This window comes from Clavibacter rahimiani (assembly GCF_052654495.1).
On sequence record NZ_CP199790.1, the window covers coordinates 548,280 to 572,360 of the forward strand.

General features: G+C 75.8%; 23 protein-coding genes. 16 read left to right on the forward strand and 7 right to left on the reverse strand.

Annotation, left to right across the window (positions count from 1 at the left end; genetic code table 11):
- Window positions 1-25 precede the first annotated feature (25 nt).
- The 3 genes from ACT7CP_RS02780 to ACT7CP_RS02790 all read left to right on the forward strand — a co-directional run bounded on the left by ACT7CP_RS02780 (window position 26) and on the right by ACT7CP_RS02790 (window position 2,157).
- Window positions 26-979, forward strand: a complete 954-nt coding sequence (locus tag ACT7CP_RS02780; RefSeq protein ID WP_445443282.1) for an aldose 1-epimerase family protein — start codon at window positions 26-28, stop codon at window positions 977-979.
- Between the two features lie 105 nt (window positions 980-1,084).
- On the forward strand, window positions 1,085-1,534 hold the full coding sequence (locus ACT7CP_RS02785; protein ID WP_445443283.1) for a VOC family protein: 450 nt from the start codon (window positions 1,085-1,087) through the stop codon (window positions 1,532-1,534).
- A gap of 125 nt (window positions 1,535-1,659) precedes the next feature.
- A complete protein-coding gene (locus ACT7CP_RS02790) occupies window positions 1,660-2,157 on the forward strand; it encodes a MarR family winged helix-turn-helix transcriptional regulator (RefSeq protein ID WP_445443284.1) in 498 nt (165 codons plus the stop codon).
- A gap of 15 nt (window positions 2,158-2,172) precedes the next feature.
- Here the strand turns inward: ACT7CP_RS02790 and ACT7CP_RS02795 are convergent, their stop codons facing one another.
- Complete coding sequence (locus tag ACT7CP_RS02795; protein WP_445443285.1) at window positions 2,173-2,922, reverse strand: hypothetical protein; 750 nt, start codon at window positions 2,920-2,922, stop codon at window positions 2,173-2,175.
- A 114-nt stretch (window positions 2,923-3,036) separates the two neighbouring features.
- Here ACT7CP_RS02795 and ACT7CP_RS02800 point away from each other — a divergent pair, with 114 nt between their 5' ends.
- From ACT7CP_RS02800 to ACT7CP_RS02810, 3 genes are all read left to right on the forward strand, one after another.
- Window positions 3,037-3,678: a hypothetical protein gene (locus ACT7CP_RS02800; RefSeq protein WP_445443286.1), complete on the forward strand. Its 642-nt coding sequence runs from the start codon at window positions 3,037-3,039 to the stop codon at window positions 3,676-3,678.
- Between the two features lie 251 nt (window positions 3,679-3,929).
- Window positions 3,930-4,694: a YcnI family copper-binding membrane protein gene (locus ACT7CP_RS02805; RefSeq protein WP_445443287.1), complete on the forward strand. Its 765-nt coding sequence runs from the start codon at window positions 3,930-3,932 to the stop codon at window positions 4,692-4,694.
- Window positions 4,695-4,714: 20 nt separating this feature from the next.
- A complete protein-coding gene (locus ACT7CP_RS02810; RefSeq protein ID WP_445443288.1) occupies window positions 4,715-5,569 on the forward strand; it encodes a copper resistance CopC family protein in 855 nt (284 codons plus the stop codon).
- 72 nt (window positions 5,570-5,641) lie between these two features.
- Here the strand turns inward: ACT7CP_RS02810 and ACT7CP_RS02815 are convergent, their stop codons facing one another.
- Window positions 5,642-6,544, reverse strand: coding sequence for a LysR substrate-binding domain-containing protein (locus ACT7CP_RS02815; protein ID WP_445443289.1), 903 nt, complete (start codon window positions 6,542-6,544; stop codon window positions 5,642-5,644).
- A gap of 174 nt (window positions 6,545-6,718) precedes the next feature.
- Here ACT7CP_RS02815 and ACT7CP_RS02820 point away from each other — a divergent pair, with 174 nt between their 5' ends.
- The 3 genes from ACT7CP_RS02820 to ACT7CP_RS02830 all read left to right on the forward strand — a co-directional run bounded on the left by ACT7CP_RS02820 (window position 6,719) and on the right by ACT7CP_RS02830 (window position 11,550).
- Window positions 6,719-10,354 (forward strand): bifunctional proline dehydrogenase/L-glutamate gamma-semialdehyde dehydrogenase, encoded by a 3,636-nt coding sequence (locus tag ACT7CP_RS02820; RefSeq protein ID WP_445443290.1) that lies wholly within the window; start codon window positions 6,719-6,721, stop codon window positions 10,352-10,354.
- Window positions 10,355-10,816 (forward strand): GNAT family N-acetyltransferase, encoded by a 462-nt coding sequence (locus ACT7CP_RS02825; RefSeq protein WP_445443291.1) that lies wholly within the window; start codon window positions 10,355-10,357, stop codon window positions 10,814-10,816.
- A gap of 140 nt (window positions 10,817-10,956) precedes the next feature.
- Window positions 10,957-11,550 carry a 4'-phosphopantetheinyl transferase family protein gene (locus ACT7CP_RS02830; RefSeq protein WP_445443292.1) on the forward strand — a complete coding sequence of 198 codons (594 nt, stop codon included), beginning with the start codon at window positions 10,957-10,959 and terminating at the stop codon, window positions 11,548-11,550.
- 27 nt (window positions 11,551-11,577) lie between these two features.
- Here ACT7CP_RS02830 and ACT7CP_RS02835 read toward each other — a convergent pair whose 3' ends face one another.
- The 3 genes from ACT7CP_RS02835 to ACT7CP_RS02845 form a co-directional block, all read right to left on the reverse strand.
- Window positions 11,578-12,885: a M1 family metallopeptidase gene (locus tag ACT7CP_RS02835; RefSeq protein WP_445443293.1), complete on the reverse strand. Its 1,308-nt coding sequence runs from the start codon at window positions 12,883-12,885 to the stop codon at window positions 11,578-11,580.
- Window positions 12,882-17,018 carry a Pls/PosA family non-ribosomal peptide synthetase gene (locus ACT7CP_RS02840; protein WP_445443294.1) on the reverse strand — a complete coding sequence of 1,379 codons (4,137 nt, stop codon included), beginning with the start codon at window positions 17,016-17,018 and terminating at the stop codon, window positions 12,882-12,884. The genes ACT7CP_RS02835 and ACT7CP_RS02840 overlap by 4 nt, the downstream gene beginning before the upstream one ends.
- 106 nt (window positions 17,019-17,124) lie before the next feature.
- On the reverse strand, window positions 17,125-17,493 hold the full coding sequence (locus ACT7CP_RS02845; RefSeq protein WP_445443295.1) for a GntR family transcriptional regulator: 369 nt from the start codon (window positions 17,491-17,493) through the stop codon (window positions 17,125-17,127).
- A gap of 124 nt (window positions 17,494-17,617) precedes the next feature.
- Here ACT7CP_RS02845 and ACT7CP_RS02850 point away from each other — a divergent pair, with 124 nt between their 5' ends.
- The 3 genes from ACT7CP_RS02850 to ACT7CP_RS02860 all read left to right on the forward strand — a co-directional run bounded on the left by ACT7CP_RS02850 (window position 17,618) and on the right by ACT7CP_RS02860 (window position 19,176).
- Complete coding sequence (locus tag ACT7CP_RS02850; protein WP_445443296.1) at window positions 17,618-17,989, forward strand: hypothetical protein; 372 nt, start codon at window positions 17,618-17,620, stop codon at window positions 17,987-17,989.
- 76 nt (window positions 17,990-18,065) lie between these two features.
- A complete protein-coding gene (locus tag ACT7CP_RS02855; protein WP_445443297.1) occupies window positions 18,066-18,452 on the forward strand; it encodes a hypothetical protein in 387 nt (128 codons plus the stop codon).
- Between the two features lie 10 nt (window positions 18,453-18,462).
- Window positions 18,463-19,176 (forward strand): RES family NAD+ phosphorylase, encoded by a 714-nt coding sequence (locus ACT7CP_RS02860; protein ID WP_445443298.1) that lies wholly within the window; start codon window positions 18,463-18,465, stop codon window positions 19,174-19,176.
- A gap of 3 nt (window positions 19,177-19,179) precedes the next feature.
- Here the strand turns inward: ACT7CP_RS02860 and ACT7CP_RS02865 are convergent, their stop codons facing one another.
- Window positions 19,180-19,617 carry an Lrp/AsnC family transcriptional regulator gene (locus ACT7CP_RS02865; RefSeq protein ID WP_307503848.1) on the reverse strand — a complete coding sequence of 146 codons (438 nt, stop codon included), beginning with the start codon at window positions 19,615-19,617 and terminating at the stop codon, window positions 19,180-19,182.
- A gap of 183 nt (window positions 19,618-19,800) precedes the next feature.
- On the opposite strand from ACT7CP_RS02865, the gene ddaH reads away from it, so the two are divergent.
- Genes ddaH through ACT7CP_RS02885 form a run of 4 tightly spaced genes read left to right on the forward strand, consistent with a single transcriptional unit; the run spans window position 19,801 to window position 22,797 of the window.
- Window positions 19,801-20,643: a dimethylargininase gene (ddaH, locus tag ACT7CP_RS02870; RefSeq protein WP_445443299.1), complete on the forward strand. Its 843-nt coding sequence runs from the start codon at window positions 19,801-19,803 to the stop codon at window positions 20,641-20,643.
- Between the two features lie 11 nt (window positions 20,644-20,654).
- Window positions 20,655-21,899 carry an ornithine--oxo-acid transaminase gene (gene rocD, locus ACT7CP_RS02875; protein WP_445443300.1) on the forward strand — a complete coding sequence of 415 codons (1,245 nt, stop codon included), beginning with the start codon at window positions 20,655-20,657 and terminating at the stop codon, window positions 21,897-21,899.
- 51 nt (window positions 21,900-21,950) lie between these two features.
- Window positions 21,951-22,313, forward strand: coding sequence for a darcynin family protein (locus ACT7CP_RS02880; protein WP_445443301.1), 363 nt, complete (start codon window positions 21,951-21,953; stop codon window positions 22,311-22,313).
- A complete protein-coding gene (locus ACT7CP_RS02885; protein ID WP_445443302.1) occupies window positions 22,306-22,797 on the forward strand; it encodes a MarR family winged helix-turn-helix transcriptional regulator in 492 nt (163 codons plus the stop codon). Before ACT7CP_RS02880 ends, ACT7CP_RS02885 begins: the two co-directional genes overlap by 8 nt.
- 180 nt (window positions 22,798-22,977) lie before the next feature.
- Here ACT7CP_RS02885 and ACT7CP_RS02890 read toward each other — a convergent pair whose 3' ends face one another.
- Window positions 22,978-23,985 (reverse strand): EamA family transporter, encoded by a 1,008-nt coding sequence (locus ACT7CP_RS02890; RefSeq protein WP_445443303.1) that lies wholly within the window; start codon window positions 23,983-23,985, stop codon window positions 22,978-22,980.
- Window positions 23,986-24,081 lie beyond the last annotated feature (96 nt).

The window sequence follows — 24,081 nt, forward strand, 5'->3', positions numbered from 1 at the left end:
CGCCTCGTATGGATAGGCTCGGCGGGTGCCCGAAGACGTGTCGTACATCCCCCGCCTCCCCACCGGCCAGCAGCACGAGATCGTCGCGGAGGTGGACGGACGCACCCAGCGCATGGTGATCGCGGAGGTCGGCGCCGCGCTCCGCGTGCTCCAGGTGGACGGCACCGACCTCGTCCAGTCCTACCCGGACGAGGCGCGGCCCCCCTTCTGCAGCGGCATCGTGCTCGCGCCCTGGCCCAACCGGATCCGCGACGGCATCTGGCAGCAGGGCGACGTCACGCACCAGCTCGACATCACCGAGGTCGACCGCGAGAACGCGATCCACGGCCTCCTCGAGAACGCGCCGTACCGCCTCGTCGACCGCGACGACGTCTCCGTCACCCTCGCCGCCGACGTGCACCCGCAGCGCGGCTACCCCTTCGCCCTCGAGACCACGGTCCGCTACGAGCTCACCGGGCAGGGCGTCCGGGTCACGCACGGGATCCGGAACGTCGGCTCCGCGGACGCGCCCGTCGCCGTCGGCACGCACCCCTTCCTCCGCGTCGGCGACGTGCCGACCGAGGACCTCGAGGTCGTCATCGACGCGCCCACCCACATCGAGGTGGATCCCGTCCGCCTCAACCCGACGGGCGCCCAGACCCCGGTCGAGGGCACGCGCTTCGACCTCCGCGGCGGCGTCCGCGTGCGCGACGCGCAGCTCGACGACGCGTGGGCCGACGCCCGCGTGGTCGACGGCGTCACGCGCCACGGCGTGCAGGCGCCCGACGGCCGCCGCACCGAGATCTGGGCCGACGGCGAGTTCACCTACTGGCAGGTCTTCGTCACGCCGTGGTACCCCGTCGCCGACGGCCACGTGTGGGCGGTCGCGGTCGAGCCGATGACGGCACCGGCCGACGCCTTCAACTCGGGCGACGGGCTCATCACGCTCGAGCCCGGATCCGAGTGGTCCGGCACCTGGGGCATCGACCTCCACGACTGATCCCGCGCGGGCACCGCCCGGGCGCCGGCTGGACGTCGCCGGGGAGCCGTGGTCGGAAACCGAACCCGCCCGCGACGCCCGTCGGGACCGTCCTAGCGTCGGACCATGACCGACACCGACTCGACCACCGCCCCGCTCTCGAGCATCACGGCCGTGCACCACGTGCGCCTCTCCGTGTCCGACCTGGACCGCTCGCGCGCCTTCTACGAGGGCGTCCTGGGGCTCACCCCCGCCATCCGGAGCGAGGCCGACCCGAGCGACCCCGGCGTCCTCGAGGACCCGAGCGTCTTCTTCGGCGGCGTGATCTACGGCGTCGGCGACCAGCTCCTCGGCCTCCGCCCGGTGGCGGGCGACGGCGGCACGTTCGACCCCGCCGTCCGCGGCCTCGACCACGTCAGCCTCGCGGTCGGCTCGCGGAACGACCTCGTGGCGGCGGCCGCGCTCTTCGACGCGCGGGGGATCGCGCACGGCGAGGTCACGGACCTCGACGGCATGTCGATCCTCTCCGTGCAGGACCCGGACGACATCAACATCGAGCTCGTCGCGGCGGGCTGATCCGGTCCGGCGGGGCGGCGCACCGGGTGCGGGGCGGGAGCCCCCGCGTCACCCGCGTCGTCCCGCGTGCGTACCCTTTACACAGTGCACGGAGCAGTACGAGACGGACGGCCGAGGAGGACGGGATGACGACGGATCCGCTGGCGCTCGAGAGCCAGGTCTGCTTCCGGGCGGTGGTGGCCGCGCGCACGGTCGTGGCGGTGTATCGGCCGATCCTGGAGCCGCTCGGGCTCACGCATCCGCAGTACCTGGTGATGCTCGCGCTGTGGGAGCGGGACCACCGCTCGATCTCGGCCCTCGGGGCCACCCTGCAGCTCGAGCCCGCGACGCTCACCCCGCTGCTCAAGCGCCTGCAGGTCGCCGGCTTCGTCGACCGCGCGCGGAGCACCGTCGACGAGCGGGTCGTCGTCGTCTCCCTCACCGAGGCGGGGCGCGACCTGCGGGAGCGCGCCCTGGACGTCCCCGCGCAGGCCGCGGCGCGCACCGGCCTGACGATCCCGGAGCTCGAGGCGCTGCGCGACGCGCTCGACGACGTCGTGGGCCGGCTGACGGGGGCCCTCGGCGACGCGGCTCCGGACGGGCCGGCGGACGCGCACGCGGCGACGGGCGAGCGGGCCGCCTGAGGCCGGGGCCGCCGCTCAGCCGGCCGCTGCGACCGCCGGCGCCTGGCGCGTCGGGGTGACGACGTCGCCGTGGGCGGCGAGTAGTCGCTCCTCCGTGTCCGCGGGCGCGTCGCGGGCGACGCCCACCGCGACGTGGTCGCCGACGATGTCGGGGGAGCACTCCACCAGGTCGCCGTCGGTCCACATGGTGCTGGCCAGCAGCGCGTCGCAGATGCCGCGCAGCTCCCGCTCCGTGTGCCGCGCGGCGGTGATGCGGAGGGGATCGGCCCCCGCGACGTCGAGGATGCGCTGCCGGACGTCGGGGCCCACCTCGCCGACGATCGCGACGACCATCACCTGCGGCTCGGCGACCGGGTTCTCGAGCCAGACGCCGCCGAGGGCGCCGAGCGGCTCGAGCATCGCGGCCACCTCCTCGAGCTTCGGCTGGAGCGTGTCCTGGCGCGCGAACTCGGCGGCCTCCGCGGGCGTCAGGCGGAGGCCCGTCCAGTCGCTGAGCACGGTGTCCGGAGCGGCGACCACCTCCTCCACGTAGGCGCGGTCGGAGCGGAGCGCGAAGGTCCGCCGCTTCTCCATCTGCTGCCCGACCTCGTCGCGGGGCGGCGCGGGCGTCGGCATCGGGGCGTCCACGTCGGCGCTCCCGACGCGGGTCGCGGGGGCGTCCTCCGGACGCGGGGACGATGCGACGGCGAGGGTGGCGACGACGACGGCGATCACCGCCGCGGCGGTCACGGCCCGGGTGGCGCGGGGCGCGCGGGCTTCGCGCATGGCGGTCGACCTCTCCGCGGAGGGTGCGTCCGCGAGGCGATCCTCCCGCGCGCGGGCGGTGGCGGACAAGGCGGCGGCCGGATCCTCCCGGACCCGTCCTCTACACTCCACTCGATGCCTGCTCCGTCCCCGATCGCGCCGCGCGTCCTGCGCGTGATCCGAGGGCTCGCCGCATCCACCACCGCCACGTTCGTGGCCGCCCTCTTCCACGGGGTGGGCGGCGGTGCCGCGCCCTCCTGGGGCGTCGTGGCCTTCGGGCTCGCGCTCGCCTCGCTCGCGGCCATCGCGCTCGCCGGGCCGCGGCCCGCGCTCTGGCGGCTGACCGCGGCGGTGGGCGTCAGCCAGCTGCTGTTCCACGGGCTGTTCACGGCGGCCGGCGACGCGTCCGGCGCGGCCCCCGTTGATCCGCACGCCGGCATGGGCCACGGCGGCGTGCCGCTCGACCTGCCCGGGGCCGCCGCCGCGGGCGGGGCGTCCGCGCTCGACGCCGGCATGCTCCTCTCGCACGGCGCGGCGCTCGTCGTCACCGTCCTCGCGCTGCGGCACGGCGAGGCGGCGCTCCGCGCGCTCGTCGCGGCGTCGGGCCTCCGCGTGGTGCTCGCGCTCGCGATCCCGTTCCTCCGGCCCGTCGGCCGCGGCCGCACGGCGCTGTCCCGCGTGGCGCGGGCGCCGCGCGCGCTGCGCGACCTCTGCGCGCGGCTCGGCCGCCTGCGGCACCGCGGCCCGCCGCGCGCGCTCGTCCTCGCCGCCGCCTGAGCCTCCCGGCCGGTCCTCCCGACCCGCCTCCCGCTCGCCCGGCGGCGCGACCCGCCGTCCGCTCCCTCGTGCGGCCGCGGGTCCCGTGCATCCGCCGTCCCGGCCGATGCGCCGCCCTCCCGTGCGACCCCGGTCGCGCCGCGGCCGCGATGCCCCGTGCATCCGCCGCCCCTCACCCTCCCCTCCGGACGCCGGCCTCGCCGCGTCCGCTCCCGGGGCCGCTCGACGCGGCCCGGAACAGGACACCCGCAATGACCACCTCATCCACCTCCGCACCCCGCAGCCGCCGGATCCTCCGCTCGGCCACCGCGCTCGTCGGCGGCGTCGCGCTCGCCGTCGCCATGCCGCTCGCGGCCTCCGCGCACGTGCGCGTCTCGCCCGACCAGGCGGCCGCCGGCAGCTACAGCACGCTGACCTTCAAGGTCCCGACCGAGTCCGCCACGGCGACCACCACGAGCGTCACGGTCGACCTGCCGAAGGACACCCCGTTCTCCAGCCTCTCCACCGAGCCCGTGCCCGGCTGGACCGCGAAGGTCACGACCGAGGCGCTGGACACCCCCGTGAAGACGGACGACGCCACGATCACGGACGCGCCCGTCGCGGTCACCTGGACCGCCGACGACGGCGTGGGCCTCGCGTCCGGCGAGTTCCAGCGGTTCACGATCTCGGTCGGCCCCGTGCCCGAGACCGGCAGCATCGTCCTGCCCGCCCACCAGGGCTACTCGGACGGCTCGGTCGTCGACTGGGACGAGGCGACCCCCGCCTCGGGCGAGGAGCCGGAGCACCCCGCGCCGACGCTCTACGTCGAGGACGCGCCGCCCGCCGACGCCATGAGCGCGATGACGACCACCACCCCCGCGCCGGACGCGACCGTCGAGGCCGCCGACACGAGCGCCTCCACGGGCGCGGTCGCGGTGGGCCTCGGCGTGGGCGGCCTCGCCCTCGGCGCCGCCGCCCTCGTGGTCGCGGTCTTCGCGCTCACCCGCGTGCGCCGCGAGGCCGGCGGCCGCGCGTGACGCCCGGGGACCGGATCCACGTGCGATCCGGCGCCCGCATCCACCGCGCGTCCACGCGTCGGGGCCCGCTCCGGCGGGCGGCGGCCGTGGTCGCCGGCGCCTCGCTCGCGACGGCCGCGCTCGCGCTCGCCGGGCTGGCGCAGGGGAACGGGCCGGACGGCGCGCTGTCCGCCTCGGCGCACAACTACCTCGTGTCGAGCTCGCCGGCCTCGGGATCCACGGTCGAGGCGCCGCCGTCGGAGGTCACGCTGACCTTCAACGACGTGATCCTCGACCTCGCCGCCGCGGGCGGCGCGGCCGACGAGGCGACGACCGGGTCCTCGTCCGCGGCCGGCGGCTCGTCGGTCGTGCAGGTGACGGGACCGGACGGACAGGGCACGCACTTCGAGACCGGCTGTGCGACCGACGCCGGCCGCACGGTGTCCGTGCCGGTCGCGCTCGGCGGATCCGGCGAGTACCGGGTGACCTGGCGCGTGGTCTCGGCCGACGGGCACCCGGTCTCCGACTCGATCGCCTTCACGTACCGGGCGCCCGCCGGCGCGACGGCGAGCCCGGGCACGCCCGACGGCCCGGGCTGCGCGGCGCAGGCGGAGGGCGGCGCGGCCTCCTCCGGCGGCGGCGCGACGGGGTCCGCGGATGCCGGGCCCGCCACCGCGGATCCGGGCACCGCGGATCCGGGCACCGCCGCCGGCCAGGAGGAGGGCGTCGCGCCCTACCTCGGGGTCGTCGTCGGCGTGGGCGTCGGGATCGTCGTGCTCGCGGCGGCCGCGGTCGTCCTCATCGTGGTGACCGGTCGGCGGAGGCCCGCCGGGGGAGCCGCGGCGAGCGGATCCGACGACGCGCGCGACCCCGACGGCGGCCCGCCCGCCGCCTGAGCGCGCGCGTCCCGCGACGGCGGGCCCGGATCCCCGCGGATCCGGGCCCGTCGTCGTCCGGTCGGCCCCGGCTCAGCCCGCGCCCGGCCCCATGACCTCGACGGCGCGCGCGAGGGCGTCGCGGCACGCGCGGATCCCCGGCCGGTCGAGGCTGCCGACGCGCGACGACGTGAAGACCGTGCGCCGCGGCGACCCGGGCAGGCCGACCAGCCGCACGTCGGGCTCGCGGCCCGCCCACACCAGGTCGGGCAGCACGGAGGCGGCGTGGCCGGCGCGCACGAGGTCGATGTGGGCCTGCAGGTCGGCGGTCACGTAGCGGACGTCCGGCTCGAAGCCCGCGACCCGGCACACCTGCTCGGCGAAGTGGCGCGACGCCGTGCCCGCGGGCTCCATCACCCACGGCAGGCGCCGCGCGTCGGAGAGGGTGCGGACGTCGTCGCGGCCGGGCGGGAGGCCGAGGCGGAGCGGATCCACGCACAGCTCCTCGCGGTCGAGGTCGGCCGGCCGCGGCGCCGCGTGCGCCGGGTACTGCTCGGCGATGACGAGGTCGTGGTCGCGCGCCCACACGTCGTGGAGGCCGGACTCCGGCTCGCGCATCGTGATCTCGACCCGCAGGTCCGGGTAGTCGTCGCGGAGGATCGTGAGCGCCGGCGGCACGAGCGCGAGCAGCGCCGACTGGAACGCGGCCATGCGGATGGTGCCGGAGACGTTCGCGAGCGACGCGTTCACCTCGGTCTCGGCGCGCTCCAGCCGCTCCAGCAGGGCCGTCGTGTGCTCCACGAGGATCTCGGCCTGCGGCGTGAGCACCACGCGCCGCCCGACCCGGCGGAGGAGCGTGACGCCGGCCTCGCGCTCCAGCTGCGACAGCTGCTGCGACACCGACGACGGGCTGAACGACAGGGCGTCGGCGACCGCGCCGATCGTGCCACGGAGCTTGAGCTCGCGCAGGAGCCGCAGCCGTCGCATCTCGAGCACGTGCGCCTCCCGCGGATCCGGCCGCTGCGTGGAATCATCGGCAGGACCGCACGATGATCATCGGAAACGTTCAGCGCATCCGATGAGAGCATGGTCGCACACTGGGAGCACGCGCTCCGAGCGCGACCGCCGACGGAGATCGGCCGCGCCCACCCACGACGAAGAGGCACAGCAATGACCGCCGAGACCGCACCCGCATCCGACACCGCCGCGGTCCCGACCGCCGGGCTCGACCGCGAGGACCTCGCCGACCGCTCGGTCGCCCTCGTCCGCACCTGGCTGGCGCAGGCGGCGACCCACCCCGCGGATCCCTCGGCCGAGCGGCTCGCGGGCGTCCTCAAGGACGAGCACGGGCTCGACTTCACCATCGGCTTCGTCGACCGCGTCGTCCGCCCCGAGGACCTGCCGGTCGCCGGCAACAGCCTCGCCGCGCTCACCTCGAAGACCCCCGGCTTCCTGCCCTGGTACATGCAGGGCGCGATCCGCGCGGGCGGCATCCTCGGCCCGGTCCTCCCGCAGGTGGTCGTCCCCGTCGCGCGCCGGGTGCTCCGCGAGATGGTCGGGCACCTCATCGTCGACGCCACGAGCGAGAAGCTCGGCCCGGCGATCGAGAAGCTGCGTGCCGGTGGATCCCGCCTCAACCTCAACCTCCTCGGCGAGGCCGTGCTCGGGGAGAAGGAGGCCGCGCGCCGCCTCGCGGGCACCCGCGAGCTGCTCGCCCGCGACGACGTGGACTACGTCTCCATCAAGGTCTCGAGCGTCGTCTCGCAGCTGTCGATGTGGGCGTTCGACGAGGCCGTCGAGAAGGTCGTCGAGCGGCTGACCCCGCTGTACGAGCTGGCGCTCGCGTCGCCGCGCCCCAAGTTCATCAACCTCGACATGGAGGAGTACAAGGACCTCGACCTCACCATCGCGGTCTTCACGCGCGTTCTCGACCAGCCGCAGCTGAAGGACCTCGAGGCCGGCATCGTGCTGCAGGCGTACCTGCCCGACGCGCTCGCGGCGCTGCAGCGGCTCACCGCGTGGGCCCAGGAGCGGCGCGCGGCGGGCGGGGCGCCCATCAAGGTCCGCATCGTCAAGGGCGCGAACCTCGCGATGGAGCAGGTCGACGGCCGGATGCACGACTGGCCCGTCGCCACCTGGTCCACCAAGGAGGAGACCGACACGCACTACAAGCGCATGCTCGAGCACGCGCTCCGGCCGGCCGCGGCCGACGCGGTGAAGGTCGGCGTCGCCGGCCACAACCTCTTCGACGTCGCGTACGCGTGGCTGCTCGCGGAGGAGCGCGGCGTCACCGACCGGATCGAGTTCGAGATGCTGCTCGGCATGGCGACCGGCCAGGCCGAGGCCGTGAAGCGCACGGTCGGCGGGCTGCTGCTCTACACGCCCGTCGTGCACCCCACCGAGTTCGACGTCGCCATCTCCTACCTCATCCGCCGCCTGGAGGAGAACGCGAGCCAGGAGAACTTCATGTCGGCCGTGTTCGAGCTGAGCACGTCGGAGGAGCTGTTCGCGCGCGAGGAGCAGCGGTTCCGGTCGTCGCTCGCGGGCGTGGACGACGCGATCCCCGCGCCGAACCGCACGCAGGACCGCCGCTTCCCGCCGGAGCTCGACGACGTGGATCCGCTCGCCGAGCCCGAGACGCCGGAGGAGCCCGAGGACGAGGTCGACCCGCAGCTCACGAGCGTGGTCATGGGCTTCACGCGCGGCTCGCTGCTGACCCCCGGCACGCTCGCCGACCCGGACGCGTCGCCGACGCCGTTCCACAACGCGCCCGACACCGATCCCGCCCTGCCGACGAACCGCGCCTGGGGCCGCGAGATCCTGTCGCGCGTGGCCGCGTCGCAGCTGGGCGTCGCGACCATCGACGCCGCGCGCATCGACTCCACCGACCAGCTCGACGACATCCTCGACGGCGTGCGCACCGCGGCCGCGGCCTGGGGTGCGCGTCCCGGCGAGCAGCGCGCCGCCCTCCTGCACCGCGTGGGCGTCGCCCTCGAGCGGAACCGCGCGCGCCTCATCGAGGTCATGGCGTCGGAGACCGGCAAGACCATCGCCGAGGCCGACCCCGAGGTCAGCGAGGCGGTGGACTTCGCGCACTACTACGCCGAGCGCGCCCGCGACCTCGACCGCGTGCAGGGCGCCCGGTTCGTGCCGTCGCGCGTCACCGTCGTGGCGCCGCCGTGGAACTTCCCCGTCGCGATCCCCGCGGGCAGCGTGCTCGCGGCCCTCGCGTCCGGCAGCGGCGTGGTGCTGAAGCCCGCCGGCCAGGCCCGCCGCTCCGGCGCCGTGCTCGTCGAGGCGCTCCGCGAGGCCGGCGTGCCGCGCGAGCTGCTCGCCCTCGTCGACGCCGGCGAGGCCGAGTTCGGCGAGCACCTCATCTCGCACAAGGCCGTCGACCGGGTGATCCTCACGGGGGGCTACGAGACCGCCGAGGTCTTCCGCTCCTGGCGCCCGGACCTCCCGCTCCTCGCGGAGACGAGCGGCAAGAACGCCATCATCGTCACGCCCAGCGCCGACCTCGACCTGGCCGCGGCCGACGTCGTGAAGAGCGCCTTCGGCCACGCCGGCCAGAAGTGCTCGGCGGCGAGCCTCGTGATCCTCGTGGGCTCCGTCGGGAAGTCCCGCCGGTTCCTCACGCAGCTCACCGACGCCGTGTCGTCGCTGCGCGTGGGCTACCCGTCGGACCCGACCACGCAGATGGGCCCGATCATCGAGCCGGCCGACGGCAAGCTCAAGCACGCGCTCACGCAGCTCGGCGTCGGCGAGAAGTGGCTCGTCGAGCCCGAGCAGATGGACGAGACCGGCCGGCTCTGGTCGCCGGGCGTCCGCGACCGCGTGCAGCCGGGCTCGTACTTCCACCTCACCGAGTTCTTCGGGCCCGTGCTCGGCGTGATGCGCGCGCGGAACCTGGAGGAGGCGATCCGCTTCCAGAACGCGATCCCCTACGGCCTCACCGCGGGCCTGCACAGCCTCGACGCGCGCGAGCTCGAGCAGTGGCTCGAGACCGTGGAGGCGGGCAACCTCTACGTGAACCGCGGGATCACGGGCGCGATCGTGCAGCGCCAGCCGTTCGGCGGCTGGAAGCGCAGCTCGGTGGGATCCGGCACCAAGGCCGGCGGCCCGAACTACCTCATGGGCCTCGGCTCCTGGGTCACCGACGAGGGCCGGCACTCCAGCTCGCTGCACCTCCGCGGGCTCGCGCCGCGCGTGACGGAGCTCATCGAGTCGGCCCAGCCCGCCATCCGCTACGAGGACTTCGACCTGGTGCGCCGCTCCGCCCTCAGCGACGCGGTCGCCTGGCACGAGGAGTTCGGCCAGGTGAAGGACCCGAGCGGCCTCGGCGTCGAGCGGAACCTCTTCCGCTACCGCCCGCTGCCCGTCACGGTGCGGCTCCAGGAGTCGGGCGCGCTCGCCGACCTGCTGCGCGTGCTCGCGGCCGGGCGCCTCGCCCGCGCGGAGATGCACGTGTCGGTGCCGGGGATCCTGCCCGCCGGGCTCGGCCAGGTCCTCGACGACCTGCCGCGCGTGCACGTGACCATCGAGACCGACGACGCGTGGCTCGCGCGGGTCGCGGCCGACGGGATCCCGACCGAGCGCGTGCGCCTGATCGCCGACCGCGGGACGCGGATCGTGGAGGCGCGCGCCCTCTCCGAGGCGCTGCGCGGCACGCCCGACGTCGCCGTCTTCGCCGACGAGATCACCGCGGCCGGCCGCGTCGAGATGCTCACGTTCCTGCGCGAGCAGGCCATCAGCATCACGGCCCACCGCTTCGGCAACCCGGACGACTGGAGCGAGGCGGTCATCTAGGTGCCCGGCGTCGAGGTCCGCGCGCTCGCGGCCTCGGAGGTCGAGCGGCTCGAGCGGGAGGAGCCGCCCGGGCGCGGCTTCGTGCGCGCGATGTGGGCGGCGCAGGAGGCGGGCGGATCCGTCCTGCTCGTCGCGTGGGACGGCGGCCGGCCGCTCGGGTCCGGCCAGCTCGACCTGCGCGGCGCCGTCCCGGAGCTGCGCAACCTGCAGGTGGAGGAGGCCGCGCGGGGGCGGGGCGTGGGCACGGCGATCATCCGCGAGGCGGAGCGGCGGATCGGACCGGGAGGCCGCCTGACCATGGGCGTCGGCCTCGACAACCCGCGGGCCCGCGCGCTGTACGAGCGGCTCGGCTACCGCGGCACGGGGGAGACGACCACGACCTCGTACGCGTACGTGGACGACGCGGGCGTCACCCGGCAGGCGACGGAGACGGACGAGACGCTGGTGCGCGACCTCGCCTGAGGCGCGTGCCGGGGGAAGCCTTCTGCTGGTGCGGGTTGTCGGCACCTCCGGCGCGCGCGACGAGCACCTCGGCCGCCCCTCGCGCTGCCGGCCGGGGAGCGACGGGCCGAGGTCGTCCGACCGCGGCCTAGGGTCGTGACGTGATCCCCGTTCCCGCCGCCGTGCACGTGGCGGTGGTGAGGGTCGTCGGCGTCGTCGGGAACGCGGACCGCCCCGCGCGCACCGCGGCCGGGCGCGACGCGCTGCGGGCGCTCGGCGCGGAGCTGGTGGGCGTGGATCCCGCCGACGTCACCGTCCGGGCCCGCTGCGCGACCTGCGGCGGGCCGCACGGCCGGCCGGTGCTCGGCGGATCCCGCGCGCTCGACGGCCTGCACGCGAGCGTCGCGCACGCGGGCGACGCGGTCGTCGTCGCGGTGAGCGAGCACGGGCCGATCGGGATCGACGCCGAGCCGCGCGACCGGGAGGCGCCGCCCGGGACCACCCTGGCGGAGTGGGTGCGGATCGAGGCCGTGCTCAAGGCCGACGGGCGCGGGCTGCGCGTGGATCCGTCGCTGGTCCGCTTCGAGGGCGACGCGACCCGGATGATCGCGTGGATCGACGGTGAGGACGCGCGCTACCGGGTGGTCGACGTGGAGCTCGGAAGCGATCTGGTCGCCGCCCTGGCACGGCGCGGGACCCAGCCGACGGGACGCTGGAGCAGCGCCATCGACCTTATACATCGGCCCGAAGTATAAGAACGATTCGCCAGCGGAGGTCGGTCCTCAGCGCCGCCCCACCCGCGGCAGCGCCGGCAGCGGACCGCCCGCGAGCCACGCGCGCAGCAGCGCGCCCGCGTCGCCGGCCGCGCCGACGAGGTCCGCGGTGGTGCGCGGCGCCGTCCACGTCGGCTCCGTCCAGCGCCGGAGCAGCGCGCGCCACTCCTCCTCGCCGAGCGTCAGCCGGAGCGCGTGCAGCGCGAGGGCGCCGCGCTTGTAGACGACGTCGTCGAACATCGCGTCGGGCCCGGGATCGCCGATCGCGAGACGCGACCCCTCGCGGGCGAGGCGGGCGTGGTGCTCGCGGGCCAGCTGATCCGCCGACGGCCCGCCCGACTCCTCCGACCACAGCCACTCGGCGTAGCAGGCGAAGCCCTCGTTGAGCCAGATGTGCCGCCACGAGGCGAGCCCCACCGCGTTGCCGAACCACTGGTGCGCGAGCTCGTGGGCGACGAGGCGCTCGGATCCGCCCGTGCCGTCGGCGTGGTTCGCGCCGAGCACCGCCATCGCCTGCGCCTCGAGCGGGATCTCCAGCTCGTCGTCGGTGACGACCACGCGGTACTCGCCGAACGGGTACGGCCCGAACAGCGTCTCGAAGAACGCCATCATGCGCGGCACGGGCGCGAGGTCGGCGAGCACGCGCGCCTCCCGCGGCCGCGGGTAGGCGTAGACGGCCTCGGTGGATCCGGCGGGTACGCGCTTCTCCGCGTACCGGCCGATCTGCACGGTCGCGAGGTACGGCGCGGTCGGCGCGTCCTGCGCGTAGGTCCAGGTCGCGCGGCCCGAGCGCTCCACGCGGGAGAGCAGCCGGCCGCTCGCGACGACGGCGTAGTCGACCTCGCACGTCACGCGCACGAGGAACGCGGCCCGGTCGTCGGGGCGGTCGTTGCAGGGGAACCACGTCGATGCGCCGCTCGGCTGCGACGCGACGAGCACGCCGTCGCCGAGCTCCTCCCAGCCGAGCTCGCCCCACGTGGTGCGGCGCGGGCCGGGCTCGCCGGAGTAGGCGACGTCGACCGTGAAGGTCGCGCCCGCGGGGATCGGCGCGGCCGGCGTGACGACGAGGCGTCCGCCGCGCTGCACGTGCCGGGTCTCGCGGCGGCCGTCGACGCGCACATCGGTCGCGCGGAGGCCCGTGAGGTCGAGCTCGAACCGGGCGAGCGGCTCGCGCGCGACGGCCGTGAGGATCGCCCGCGCCTTGAGGCGGTTGCGGGCCACGCGGTAGTCGAGCTCGAGGTCGTAGCGCTCGACCGCGTACGCGGACGATCCGACCTCGGGGGTGTAGTCGTCGCCGGACGAGACCGGGGCCCTCACCGGTGCCCGGCGGTCGCGCGCGCGGCGGCGTCGGCAGGAGCGGGAACGGCGGCGGCGACGGCGACGGCCGTCGCGTCGGCGGGCAGGTACCGTCCCGTCTTCACCTCGCGCCACGGGCCGATGGGGTTGCCGCTCCAGCGGCTCGCCTCGGGCACCAGCTCGCCGCGCATCACGAGGCTCGCGGGGCCGACGGTGGCCTGCGGTCCGATGCGCGCCGCGGGGAGGATGACGCTGTGCGGCCCGAGGGTCGCACCGGCGTCGAGGGTGACGGTGTCCATGCTCATGATCCGATCATGGAACAGATGCGTCTGCACGACGCACCCGCGGTTGACCGTCGACGCGTCCCCCAGCGTCACGAGGTCCGCCTCGGGCAGCCAGTGCGAGTCGACCCAGACGCCCGCCCCGATGCGCGCGCCGAGGCTGCGCAGCCACCAGACGAGCGCGGGCGTGCCGGCGGCCGACGACGCGAACCAGGGCGCGGCCACCATCTCGGTGAACACGTCCGACACCTCGCTGCGCCACACGAACGACGACCACAGCGGGTGCTCCTCGGGGCGGATGCGGCCGATGAGGATCCACTTGGCCGCCGTCGAGACGCCCGCCGCGACCGCGCCCGCCACCAGCAGCACCACGCCGCCGAGCAGGAACGCGACGAGCGGGCCCCACGCCTCGGTGAGCGCCGCGAGGGTCACGAGCACGGCGAGGCCGATGGCGCAGGTCACGATCACGGGCACGACGCGCAGCAGCTCCCAGAGGATCCGGGCGACGCGGAGGCGCGTCGGCGGCCGGAACGTGCGCGAGTCGTCGGCCGCGGCGACCGTGCGCCGGAGCCGGACCGGCGGGGAGCCGAGCCACGAGGATCCGGCCTTCGACTTGGTGGGCGCGGCCGAGAGCACGGCGACGAGGCCGTCCTTCGGCACCTTGTGCCCGGGACCCGCCATGCCCGAGTTGCCGAGGAACGCGCGCTGGCCGATCTCGGCGCGGGCGACGCGCATCCAGCCGCCGCCGAGCTCGTAGCCGGCCACGAGGGTGTCGTCGGCGAGGAAGGCGCCGTCGCGGATCGTGGTCATCGCGGGGATGAGGAGCACGGTCGAGGCCTCGACGTCCTTGCCCACGCGGGCGCCGAGGAGGCGCAGCCACACGGGCGTGAAGAGGCTCGCGTAGAGCGGGAAGAGCACGGTGCGGGCGAGGTCGAGCAGCCGCTCGGTCGACCACAGCTGCCAGCCGACGCGGCTCCGGACGCCGTGGACGCCCTCCGTGACGCCGAGGCCGAGGAGCCGCACGGATCCCGCGACCAGCAGCGCGAGCACGATCCCGGTGACGAGCACGGCGGGCACGAGCGCGCCGAGGCCGCGCCACCACACGTCGCCGAGGTCGGCGGATCCGCGGATCGCGGCGGCGAGGATCCCGCCGCCCGCGACGAACGCGACCACGGGCACGAGCGCGGTGGCGACCGAGGCCGCGCCGTACGCCGCGACCCAGCGCGTGCCGCGCGGCGGCCTGTGCTCGGGCCACCAGACGCGCGCCTTGCCCTCGCGTGCGGCGGGGGATCCCGCCCAGCGCTGGCCCGACGGCACGCGCCCGAAGACGGCCGATCCCGGCGCGATCTCCGCGCCCTTGCCGATGCGCGTGCCCGGCAGGAGCGTCGAGCGCGTGCCGACCGTGGATCCCGCCCCGATGCGCACCGCGCCGACCCGCACGGTGTCGCCGTCGATCCAGTAGCCGGAGAGGTCGACCTCGGGCTCGACGGACGCGCCCCGGCCGATGCGGAGCATGCCCGTGACGGGCGGCAGCGTGTGCAGGTCGACGTCGTCGGCGATGCGCGCGCCGAGCGCCCGCGCGTAGTACGTGATCCACGGGGCACCTGCGAGCCCGACCGCGCCGATCTGCTGCGCGATCTGCTCGGCCAGCCAGATCCGCAGGTGCCAGCGGCCGCCGCGCGGGTGGTCGCCGGGCGTGAGGCCGCGGAGGAGGAGCCGGGCCGCGACCGCGGAGATCGCCATCCGGCCGAACGGCGTCGCGAAGAGGAGGAGGCCGGGCGCCAGCAGCCACCACGAGACGTCGGGCAGGGCGTCGAAGCCGCCGAGCGGGCGGAGCAGCGCGCTCGCCGTCAGCAGGAGCGCCAGCCAGCGGAGGCTCTGCAGGGCGAGGAGGGGCGCGCCGAGGAGGGTCTGGATCCACTGCGTGCGGCGGGGCGTGGGCGTCACGTCGACCCGCGGCCCGGTGCGCTCCGCGCGCGGCGCGCGCCCCGCGATGGCCGCGTGCATGGCGCCGAGGCGCGGGTGCGCGTAGACGTCGGCGACCGTGAACTCGGGGTCGATGGTGCGGATCCGGGCCACGAGCTGCGCGGCCGAGAGGGATCCGCCGCCCAGGTCGAAGAAGTTGGCGTCGGCGCTCGCGATGGGCGTGCCGAGCGCGGCGGACCACATCTCGGCGAGCGGGCGGAGCTCGGCGTCGAGGTCGGCGCCGTCGTCGCCCGCGGCGCCCGGGAGCGGCCAGGGGAGCGCGGCCCGGTCGACCTTGCCGGAGGTGCGGGTCGGCAGCGAGTCGACCACGCCGATCAGCGGCACGAGCGCGGCGGGCAGCGCGACGCGGAGGCGCTGCACGGCGTCCTCGCGGGAGAACGCGGCGGGATCTCGCGGCACGAGGTAGCCGACGAGCACCTGGTTGCCGGCGCCCGTGGTCTGCACGGCGACGGCCGCGCCCTGCACGTCGTCGAGGCCCTGCAGCGCCGCCTCGATCTCGCCCAGCTCGATGCGCCGGCCGCCGACCTTCACCTGGTCGTCCGCGCGGCCCTGGAAGACGAGGCCCGCCGCCTCGAAGCGCACGAGGTCGCCGCTGCGGTACGCGCGGTCCCAGCCGAGCGCGGGGAAGGGGGCGTACTTCTCGGCGTCCTTGGCGGGATCGAGGTACCGCGCGAGCCCGACGCCGCCGATGATCAGCTCGCCGACGCCGCCCTCGGGCACGCGCGCGCCCTCGGCGTCGACGACCGCGAGGGTCCAGCCGTCCAGGGGCAGCCCGATCCGCACCGGGCCGGGTCCGCCGAGCGGGGCCGCGCACGCGACGACGGTCGCCTCGGTGGGGCCGTACGTGTTCCAGACCTCGCGGCCGTCGGTCGCGAGCCGCTGGCCGAGCTCGGGCGGGCAGGCCTCGCCGCCGAAGATGAGGAGCCGGACGTTCTCGAGCGACTCCGCGGGCCACAGCGCCGCGAGCGTCGGGACGGTGGAGACGATCGTCACGCCGTGCGTCGTGAGCCAGGGCCCGAGGTCCATCCCGCTGCGCACGAGGCTGCGGGGCGCGGGGACCAGGCACGCGCCGTGGCGCCACGCGAGCCACATCTCCTCGCAGCTGGCGTCGAACGCGACCGAGAGGCCCGCGAGCACGCGGTCGCCGGGGCCGATCGGCTCGTCCTGCAGGAAGAGGCGCGCCTCGGCGTCGACGAAGGCCGCGGCCGAGCGGTGCGAGACGGCGACGCCCTTGGGGGTGCCCGTGGATCCCGAGGTGAAGATTATCCACGCGTCGTCCTCCGGCGCGGGCGGCGCGACGAGCGGGAGGGCGGAGGTGGAGGCGTGCGCGGCGGCGGCGGGGAGCACGCGGAGCGCGGCGGCCTCGGCGTCGGTCGCGTCGGACGCGCGCGGCGTGAACTCGCCCGTGCCCGTCACGACGCCCGCGACGCGCGCCTCGCCGAACACCAGGCGGGCGCGCTCGTCGGGGTCGTCGGCGTCCACGGGCACGTAGGCGGCGCCGGCCGCGAGCACGCCGAGCACGGTGACGTAGAGGTCGCGGGATCCGGACGGCATGCGGATCCCGACCCGGTCGCCCTTCCCGACGCCCGCCTCCCGCAGCGACGCGGCGACCTGCACGACGCGCGCCATGAGCTCGCGGTAGCTGAGCGCGCCGTCGCCGTCCTCGATGGCGGAGGCGTCAGGGTGCGCGGCGACCGTCGCCCGGAGCACGTCGACGAGGGTGCGCGGCGGGGTGACGGCGTCGGCGCGGTCGAGCACGCGCTGGGCGGCATCGGCGTCGCCGGCGTCACTGGCCTGGGTGTCGGGTGCGCCGGGCGCGTCCTCGACGGTCGGCGCGGTCACGGCGTCGTCGTGCGGCGTCGCCGCCTCCGGGGAGGACTCGGGCATGTGGTCTCCGTTCGGGTGGGGCGGCGTCCGTACTGTCCGGCCTCCGGGTGAACGGGAGGTGGAATCCCGGCGACCCGGCGTCGCCGCGTGCGCGCGTGGAGCGGGATCAGCCGGCGGCGAGCGCCTGGTCGACGACGCGCCGCGCGTCATCGTCGGCCGCGCCGAGGCGCCGGGCGAGCCGTGCGTACGCGACGGCCGCGTCGCGCAGGGCCGCGGGCACCTCGTCCTGCGCCGCGACGAACGAGCCGGCGCGACCGCGCGTCTCGATGACCCCGTCCGCCTCGAGCTCCCGGTACGCCCGCGCCACCGTGTTGACGGCGACGCCCGTCTGCTCCGCGAGCGCCCGCACCGTCGGCAGCCGCGCCCCGACCGGCAGCTCGCCGTCCGCGGCCCGGCGCGCGACCTCGGCGCGGAGCTGCTCGAAGGGCGGGGTCGCGGAGCCCGGGTCGATGCGGTAGCCGGGCGCGGGATCCATGCGCCGAGGCTAGCGACCCCTCGGCCGCCGGACGCCGCGACATGCGCGGCGGCACGCGCGGGACCGCGGCGCACGAGAGGATGGGGCGAGCGGCGCGCACGGCCCGCCGACAGGAGGATCCCGCATGTCAGAGCTCGAGCTGATCACGATGTGGTCGCGCGCCCGGAAGCAGATCATCACGAGCCAGCTCGGCCCGATCTTCCTGCTCACCGTCACCGTGGTGCTGCTGCGCACCGGCCTCGCCGACGCCGACCTCGGCACGCGCCTCGCCGCCGCCCTGATCCTGCTGGCGACCGGGGTCCTGGGGGCCGCCGTGCAGTTCTCCGTCAACTCGCAGGCCCTCGCCATCGGACGCGACCTCCGCGAGATGGGCGCCTCGTCCCACGCGGCGCGCACCATCATCGCCGCCGAGGGCCTCACGAACCTCGTCCGCTACGCCGTTCCCGCCGTGTTCGTGGCCATCTTCGTGGTGATCCTGGTGGTGCTGTTCGCCTGATCGGTTCTGTGATCCCGGGTGTGATCGAACCGTGACCGAGCATGTGATCCATCCGCTGAGCGAGTACCATGGGGGCATGTCGATCACCACGCCCGGGCTGGGCGCCTACGAGACGGCCATGCGCGCGTCGGACGCCGACCTGGTCGGCGGCCTCCGCGAGGTGCTCGGCGCCCAGCTCGTCGCCTACCTGGGCTCCGTCCGGGAGACACGCGCCGTCCGGCAGTGGGCGGACGGGGAGAGGGTCCCGTCGACCGCGACGATGACGCGGCTCCGCCTGGCCTTCCACGCGGCCGGGATCCTCGCGGAGCGGGAGCATCCCCGGGTGGTCCAGGCCTGGTTCACGGGGCTCAACCCGCAGCTCGACGACGCGTCGCCCGCCCGGCTCATCCGGGAGGCGCCGGACCTCGACGACGCGGGCGCGCGGATCCTGGCCGCGGCACGTTCCTTCGTCGCGGACGCCTGAGGCGCGTCCGGTGGAGCGGCCCCGCTACGCGCTGCGCACGGCTCCCGGTGAGGTCTGGCGCGTCGGCCGCGCCCCTGACCCGTGGACCTGGACGGATTGGCGCTACGCGGAACGGGGTCGCTTCCCCGGTCGGTGGGACTCGCCGGACGGCTCCTACCGGACCGTCTACGCCGGCTCGACCCCGCACGCGTGCCTGGTCGAGCTCCTGGCTCCGTTCCGGCCGGATCCCGCGGTGGTCGACGAGCTCGCAGCCATCCACGAGGACGAGGCGGATGCCTCCCTGCATCCGAGCGTCGCGCCCGGACGCCTCGACGACGCGTGGTTCGCGGCCCGACGCCTCGGCCGCGCGGTCCTCACGGGGACGTACTGCGACGTGACGCACTCGTCGACGGTCGCCGCGCTCCGTCCGCGGTTCCTCGAGGCGGCCCTCCGATGCGGACTCGCGGACCTCGACGCCGCCGCGCTCCAGGACGCGCGTCCTCGCGAGCTGACCCAGGCCATCGGGCGGGCGCTCTACGAGGAGACGGAGGGCGGGCGTGCGGTCCTCGACGGGATCCGCTTCCCCTCCCGGCACGGCCGTGAGCTGGAGCTGTGGGCGGTGTTCGAGCGCGCCTCCGACGGCAGCCGCAGCGCTCGTCTCAGCGAGGCGACGGCGCGTCCGCTCGCTGCCGACCACCCGGCGGTGCGCTCGGCGGCAGCGCCCCACGGGGTGAGGGTCGGCTAGCGCCTACTCCAGCGTCCGGTTCACCAGCCGGCTGAGCACGATGGCGCTGCGCGTGTGGTCGACGTTCGGGGCCTGGCGGACCTTCTCGAGGGCGTCCTCGAGGCTCGGGATGTCGCGGGAGCGGATGCGGACGATGGCGTCGGCGTCGCCCGTGACGGTGCCCGCGTCGACGACCTCGGGCACGCCCTGGAGGATCCGGCGCAGCTCGTCGGGCGCGACCGTGCCCCGGCAGAACAGCTCCACGTAGGCCTCGGTGCTGAGGCCGTCGACCGCGGGGTCGACCTGGATCGTGAAGCCGCGGATCACGCCGTCGGCCACCAGCCGGTCGACCCGCCGCTTCACCGCGCTGGCCGAGAGCCCGACCGTGCCGCCGATGTCGCCGTACCCGGCGCGGCCGTTCTGGCGGAGGAGGTCGATGATCCGGTGGTCCAGGTTGTCCATGCCCCGAGCCTACGGCGGGATCGTGCGCGCGACCGGGCCCTCACGCGCGGAATCCGCGTGTCGGTACCGCGGATCGGCGCGATCCGCATGCCAGGCTGTCCGGAAGGCGTCCCCTCGGGGCTCTGGGACATCGTCCGCCTCCACGACCGCGCCGCGAGGCGCGCCGCACGAAGCAGGAGCACCATGCCCTCCACCCTCCCCCGACCGTCCGAGACCGGATCCGGCCGCACCGCCGTCGCGAAGCGCGTGCTCATGTGCCGGCCCGACCACTTCGACGTGGTCTACCGGATCAACCCCTGGATGGATCCCGCCGTCCCGACCGACACCTCGCTCGCCGTCCGCCAGTGGCAGACCCTCTACGACACCTACGTGGGCCTCGGCTTCCAGGTCGACCTGATCGACGGGATCGCGGGCCTGCCCGACATGGTCTACGCGGCCAACGGCGGCTTCACGCTCGACGGCATCGCGTACGGCGCCTCGTTCCAGCACCCCGAGCGCCAGCCCGAGGGACCCGCGTACATGGACTGGTTCCGCGAGGCCGGCTTCGACGTCCGCGTGCCCGAGCAGGTCAACGAGGGCGAGGGCGACATCCTCCTCGTCGGCGACACGATCCTCGCGGGCACCGGCTTCCGCAGCGACAGCACGAGCCACGCCGAGGTGGCCCGGATCTTCGACCGCGAGGTCGTGACCCTGCGCCTCGTGGACCCGTCGTTCTACCACCTGGACACCGCCATCGCGGTGCTCGACGACACCAACATCGCCTACCTGCCGAGCGCCTTCGACGCGGCGAGCCTCGAGGAGATCGAGCGCCGCTACCCGGACGCGATCGAGGTGAGCGCGCAGGACGCGTCGATCCTCGGCCTCAACTCCTACAGCGACGGGCACCACGTCGTCATCGCCGAGAAGGCGGTCGGCTTCGAGGCGTCGCTGCGGGAGCGCGGCTACGAGCCCATCGGCGTCGACCTGTCCGAGCTGCTGCTCGGCGGCGGTGGCGTGAAGTGCTGCACGCTCGAGCTGCGGAAGTAGAGGGCGACGCCATGACCGACATCCTCGACCGTCCCGCCGCGTCCGAGGCGGGCGCCCTCGCGATCCACGCCGAGGAGGCGCACGCCGCGCACAACTACCACCCGCTGCCCGTCGTGGTCGCGTCCGGCCAGGGCGCGTGGGTCACCGACCTCGACGGCCGGCGCCTGCTCGACTGCCTCGCCGCCTACTCGGCCGTGAACTTCGGCCATTCGCACCCGGAGCTCGTGCGGGTCGCGACGGAGCAGCTCGGGCTGATCACGCTCACCAGCCGCGCGTTCCACAACGACAAGCTCGGGCCGTTCGTCACGGCGCTCGCCGCGCTCGCCGGCAAGGACATGGTCCTGCCGATGAACACGGGCGCCGAGGCCGTGGAGTCGGGCATCAAGGTCGCGCGCGCCTGGGGCTACCGCGTGAAGGGCGTGGCCGCGGGCCGCGCGAAGATCATCGTGATGGCCGGGAACTTCCACGGCCGCACCACCACCATCGTCAGCTTCAGCGACGACGAGGAGGCGCGCGCCGACTTCGGGCCGTTCACGCCCGGCTTCGTCACCGTGCCCTACGGCGACGCGGCGGCGCTCGAGGCCGCCATCGACGCGGACACGGTCGCCGTGCTCGTCGAGCCGATCCAGGGCGAGGCCGGCATCGTCGTGCCGCCCGCGTCGTTCCTGCCGGACGTGCGCCGGATCTGCACGCGCGAGCGGGTGCTGATGATCGCCGACGAGATCCAGTCGGGCCTCGGCCGCACCGGTGCGACCTTCGAGTGCGACAACGCGGGCGTCGTGCCCGACCTGTACCTCCTCGGCAAGGCGCTCGGCGGCGGCATCGTGCCCGTCTCCGCGGTCGTCGGCGACGCGGACGTGCTGGGCGTCATCCAGCCGGGGCAGCACGGATCCACGTTCGGCGGCAACCCGCTGGCCGCGGCCGTGGGCCACGCGGTCGTCGACATGCTCGCGACGGGCGAGCCGCAGGAGCGGGCCCGCCGCCTCGGCGCGGTGCTGCACGCGCGGCTCGGCGAGCTCGTCGGGCACGGCGTGCTCGAGGTGCGCGGACGCGGCCTCTGGGCCGGCATCGACATCGACCCCGCGCTCGCCACGGGCCGCGCGGTGTGCGAGCGGCTCGCCGAGCGCGGCGTCCTCGCGAAGGACACGCACGGCTCGACGATCCGGCTCGCGCCGCCCATCGTCGTGGAGGAGGAGGACCTCGTCTGGGCCGTGGGCCAGCTCGCCGAGGTGCTGACGGAGCTCGGGGCGCGCTGACCCGGATCCGGCTCGGAGGGAGCGGCGGGATGATGCGTGTATGTTGCACGCATGACCCCGCCGCTCCCGCATCACGTCGTCCTCGTCTCCCTCACGGCCCTGCCCGCCTGGCTCGCCCTCACGCGGGAGGAGCGCGGGCGCGTGGTCAGGGAGGAGGTCGAGCCGGCGGTCGCCGCGCATCCGGCGTGCGCCCTCCGCTGGATCGACGCGGAGGCGTTCACCGCGACGTGCAGCGACGTGCTCCTCGTCGAGACCGACGACCTCCGCGCCTGGACCCACCTCTGGGAGCGCCTCCGCGACAGCAGCCTCTTCGCGCTCCCGTACTTCTCGCTGGAGGGCATCGTGCTCGGCGTGGAGGACGGCTACGTCGACTACGAGCGGGAGCTCGCGCACGCGGCCGGGTCCCGTGCCTGACGGCGCACGGTCGGCCCCGGAGCCGGTGGTCGACGCGGTCCTCGACGCCATGACGGCCCTGATGCTCCGGCGCTTCCGGTCGTCCGTGTACGCGCGCCTCCAGCCCGGCGTGGACGTGCCGGTGCGCGACGGGACCTACCCGATGCTCGTCGGGCTCGCGTCCGGTGGCCTCAGCGTGACGGCGCTGGCGGAGGCGAGCGGGGTGGATCGCACGACGACCAGCCGGCAGGCGGCCGTCCTCGTCGACGGCGGGCTCGTGCGCGTCGAGGCGGACCCCGGGGACCGTCGCGCCGGCGTGCTCACGCTGACCGCCGAGGGGGAGCGGGCGGCGGGGCGCCTGCGGGCGGACGCACGGCGGTTCGTGGTCGACTTCCTGGCGTCGCTCGAGCCCGAGGATCGGGCGGCGGCCGGACGGATCCTGCCCGCGCTCGTCCGCGCGGCGGGGCCGGTCGAGCCGACCGGCCGGGGCGAGCACGCGAGCTGATCCCCTCCCGCGGGCCGCGGTCCGCCGCTCCTCGCGGTGGGGAGACCGGGTGCGCGGTCGTCGTCGCCGTCCGTACGGTGCCGCCGCCGATGCCCGCGCTGGGCCGTGCGCCGCGGATGCCCGCCGGCGCGATCGGGCACCGGCGCTCCCGGGCGTCGAGCGCGACCCGGGGGCCGGTCGCTAGGCGGCGGCGGGGCGCGACGGCGCGCGCGTCGCGATGGCGACGCCCGCCGCGACGCAGACCACGACGATCGCGCCGAGCTGCACGGGCGAGAGGGTCTCGCGCAGCACGATCACGCCGAGGACCGCCGCGACCACCGGGCTGAGGCTCGTGAGGACAGCGAAGAGGCGCGGCGTGATCCGGCGGAGGATCACGGTGTCGAGCGAGTACGGCACAGCCGAGGACAGCACGCCGATGGCGGCCAGCAGCCCGACCACGCGCCAGTCCAGCGCGGCGACGTCGAGCGTGAGGAGCGCCCAGGGCGCGAGCACGACGACGCTCACGAGGCTGGCCACCGAGATCCCCTCGAGCCCCGGCAGCCGCTCCGCGACCCGGCGCGTGAAGACGATGTACGCGGCCCACGTGACCGCCGCGGTCGCGCCGCACACGAGGCCGAACGGGTCGATCCGGCCCTCGAGCCCGGTGAGCACGACGACGCCCGCGGCCGCGACGAGCGCGCACGCCGCGTCGAGCAGGCGGCGCGACGCGATCAGCGCGATGGACAGCGGGCCCAGGAACTCGATGGTCGCCGCGATGCCGAGGCCGAGCCGGTCGACGGCCGCGTAGTAGGAGAGGTTCATCAGGGAGAGCGAGAGCCCGAGCAGCACGGCGGGCACGAGCTGGGCGCGGGTCATGCGGCGGATCCGGGGCCGCGCCACCGGCAGGACGAGCGCGGCCATCATCACCTGGCGGGCGGCGACCACGAGCACGGCGCCGACGACGGGGATCACGAGCCCGGCGAGCGAGGACCCGAGGCTCACGCTGACGATGGTGCCGACCTGGATCGCGGCGCCCGCGGCGGTGGTGCGCGCGCCCGGGCCGGGACCGTCGGCGCCGGCGCCGGCGACGCCGTCCGCGCCCGTGCGCGCCACGTCGGCGACCGCCGACTCCACGCCGGCCGGGGTGGTGCCGGGGGCGGATCCCGGGTGCGCGGCCGCCGCGTCGATGGGATCCCCGGGGCGCGTCACCTCGCGAGCGTACCGACGCGCGGGGGCGGCGACCGGCCGGGCCCGCGCCGCCGTCCCCCGGACGGCGGCGTGGACCCGGCGCGACGGAGCGCGTCG

Bases quoted from the DNA above. Each gene is read 5' to 3' on its own strand.
- ACT7CP_RS02855 (WP_445443297.1), top strand. From the start codon at position 18,066: ATGTCGATCACCACGCCCGGGCTGGGCGCCTACGAGACGGCCATGCGC.
- ACT7CP_RS02820 (WP_445443290.1), top strand. From the start codon at position 6,719: ATGACCGCCGAGACCGCACCCGCATCCGACACCGCCGCGGTCCCGACC.
- rocD (WP_445443300.1), top strand. From the start codon at position 20,655: ATGACCGACATCCTCGACCGTCCCGCCGCGTCCGAGGCGGGCGCCCTC.
- ddaH (WP_445443299.1), top strand. From the start codon at position 19,801: ATGCCCTCCACCCTCCCCCGACCGTCCGAGACCGGATCCGGCCGCACC.
- ACT7CP_RS02865 (WP_307503848.1), bottom strand. From the start codon at position 19,617: ATGGACAACCTGGACCACCGGATCATCGACCTCCTCCGCCAGAACGGC.
- ACT7CP_RS02845 (WP_445443295.1), bottom strand. From the start codon at position 17,493: ATGGATCCCGCGCCCGGCTACCGCATCGACCCGGGCTCCGCGACCCCG.
- ACT7CP_RS02880 (WP_445443301.1), top strand. From the start codon at position 21,951: ATGACCCCGCCGCTCCCGCATCACGTCGTCCTCGTCTCCCTCACGGCC.
- ACT7CP_RS02785 (WP_445443283.1), top strand. From the start codon at position 1,085: ATGACCGACACCGACTCGACCACCGCCCCGCTCTCGAGCATCACGGCC.
- ACT7CP_RS02795 (WP_445443285.1), bottom strand. From the start codon at position 2,922: ATGCGCGAAGCCCGCGCGCCCCGCGCCACCCGGGCCGTGACCGCCGCG.
- ACT7CP_RS02840 (WP_445443294.1), bottom strand. From the start codon at position 17,018: ATGCCCGAGTCCTCCCCGGAGGCGGCGACGCCGCACGACGACGCCGTG.
- ACT7CP_RS02790 (WP_445443284.1), top strand. From the start codon at position 1,660: ATGACGACGGATCCGCTGGCGCTCGAGAGCCAGGTCTGCTTCCGGGCG.
- ACT7CP_RS02850 (WP_445443296.1), top strand. From the start codon at position 17,618: ATGTCAGAGCTCGAGCTGATCACGATGTGGTCGCGCGCCCGGAAGCAG.
- ACT7CP_RS02805 (WP_445443287.1), top strand. From the start codon at position 3,930: ATGACCACCTCATCCACCTCCGCACCCCGCAGCCGCCGGATCCTCCGC.
- ACT7CP_RS02800 (WP_445443286.1), top strand. From the start codon at position 3,037: ATGCCTGCTCCGTCCCCGATCGCGCCGCGCGTCCTGCGCGTGATCCGA.